The following is a 278-nucleotide window of genomic DNA, read 5'->3' as shown; positions in this document are numbered from 1 at the left end:
CGAAATTACAATTCGTGTTATTAACGTAAATAAAGACGAGCGTGCAATCGACTTTGAAATCGTTGGCATGAAAGGCACACCTCGTCGTAAGTTCAAAGATCGTCCAGTTGTGATTGAACAGCCAAGAACAGGAAGAAAGAAACGCGGTGGACGTAGCGAACGTAGTAATGAGCGCGGTGGTGAACGCGGCACAGGAAGAAAGTTTGATCGTGGTGGACAAGGAAAAGGAAAAGCATCTGCATCTGCATCCACATCCGCTAGTCAGCCAGGGAAAAAAG

Annotated in this window: 1 pseudogene; it reads left to right on the top strand. The window is 46.4% G+C overall.

Going from position 1 to position 278, the window contains the following annotated elements:
* A pseudogene (locus tag SB775_RS28970) lies at positions 1–278 on the top strand (ribonuclease R); the annotation flags it as partial.

This window comes from Peribacillus sp. SIMBA_075, from assembly GCF_046534585.1.
The sequence above is the reverse complement of the archived record's forward strand: the minus strand, read 5'-3'. Positions and strand labels throughout refer to the sequence as shown.